This is a genomic window from Ciceribacter sp. RN22, assembly GCF_024054295.1.
Classification (GTDB): domain Bacteria; phylum Pseudomonadota; class Alphaproteobacteria; order Rhizobiales; family Rhizobiaceae; genus Allorhizobium; species Allorhizobium lividum.
This window is the reverse complement of the sequence record NZ_JAMXLD010000018.1, coordinates 1-1,633: the sequence shown is the minus strand read 5'-3', so window position 1 is coordinate 1,633 and position 1,633 is coordinate 1. Positions and strand designations below refer to the sequence as shown.

General features: G+C 61.5%; 1 protein-coding gene. It reads right to left on the bottom strand.

Annotated features, from left to right (window positions below; translation table 11 throughout):
- Window positions 1-174: 174 nt before the first annotated feature.
- Complete coding sequence (locus tag NHF53_RS22675) at window positions 175-1,548, bottom strand: ISNCY family transposase (protein WP_129334168.1); 1,374 nt, start codon at window positions 1,546-1,548, stop codon at window positions 175-177.
- Between the last annotated feature and the right edge of the window lie 85 nt (window positions 1,549-1,633).

The window sequence follows — 1,633 nt, the reverse complement described above, 5'->3', positions numbered from 1 at the left end:
TGTGGCGGCCAGATTGAAATGTCCGTTCCGGCGCAAAGTTGAAATGTCACTTTGGGCTGCCGCACGGCACTCCGACCAGCCCCGATCTGACCGGCTGGTCCGGGTTGCAAGGGAAGATCGGGGCGGGTGGATTGGCCGCTGACCGGCTTTAGCTTTGACAGCCCGAGCAGTCGATCACTCTGCGGCATCGAGGATGGAGAGCGCCTGCCGCCGCCGAGCAATGACAGCCGGATCGTTCATGAAATCCGTCCGCTTGCCCGGCTTGCGGCCCCGCGGTTTGTAGCCAATCTTCTCGCTGTTCGTCTTCACGGCCGGCTTCGTCTGCTGCTCCTGCCGCTCCTTGATATAGGCCAGCACATCGGAAAGCCGCTTGTTCTCGGTGATCGCCGCATGCGTCACCCGCTGGTCCTTGTCGAACACCCGGTAGGGCAGGGAATGCCCCTTCCAGCGCACGTCCAGCCGACCATCGGCGAAAGCGTAGGTCTCGACATAGCGTCCGACCAACCCACGCGTCACCTCGTTCTCTTCCAGCATGATCCGCTGGCGCTCGTAGGAGAATGTCAGTTGCGCACCGACATAACGCTGCTCACGTTTGCACAGGACCTCGCGCAGCCGATCCGGGGCAAGGTTCATCGGCCGGTGCAGGTCATCAGGCCGGGCAGGGGAAATGGCAAATTGCCGGTTATAGCGCTCCATGAACCGAGGCAGGAAAGCGTTGCCGTCGTCCATCCCGCAGATGCCCTCCAGACGCAGATCCTTGATCAACCGATCCTGTAGCGTCCGGTTCATCCGCTCGACCCGGCCCTTCGCCTGGCTCGAATTTGCGCAAAGAATCTCGATGTTTAGCTCTGAAAGCGCCCGCCCGAACTGCGTCATGCCCTGGCCGCCCTTGGCGTCTTTCTTCGCCACCCGGAACACCGAATGCTTGTCGGAATAGAAGGCGACCGGAGCACCATGCGCCTTCAGATAGAGCTCCAGCGCCTCGAAATACGTAAACGCGCTTTCCGATCGTACGAACCGCAACTGCATCAGCTTGCCGGTCGCATCATCGATGAACACCAGCAGCGAACATGGGTCACTGCGATCTTCGAACCAGCGATGCTCGGAACCGTCGATCTGCACCAGTTCACCATAGGCCTCGCGCCGCAGCCGCGGCTGGTGAAAGGTGCGGCGCTGCTTGCGCGACAGCCACAGACCGGCCTCCGCCATCCATTGGCGCAAGGTCTCGCGCGACACCGTCAGCCCGTCGCGCTCGGCCAGCTTCTCGGCCGCCAGCGTCGGACCGAAATCCGCATAGCGCTCGCGCACGATCGCCATGGCATAATCGCGCACGCCGTCGCTGATCCGGTTGTTCGATGGTCGGCCGATCGCTCTGTGCCGGATCGACGCCGCACCATCCGTCCGGATCCGCTCCAGCAGTCGACGCACCTGACGCGTACTCAACTCAAGAACATGCGCTGCCGTCACCATCGTCATCCGGCCGTCGACCACCTTCGACAAAACCTCAATCCGCTGCAGATCGCGCGCGCTCATCGCAATCAATCCCATCTGCAATCTCCCAGACGTCAATCAGAGACGGGGAGTGTGACATTCCAACTTTGCAGAAACAGGACACTTCAACTTTGCGGCCACA

Bases quoted from the DNA above. Each gene is read 5' to 3' on its own strand.
- NHF53_RS22675 (WP_129334168.1), bottom strand. From the start codon at position 1,548: ATGGGATTGATTGCGATGAGCGCGCGCGATCTGCAGCGGATTGAGGTT.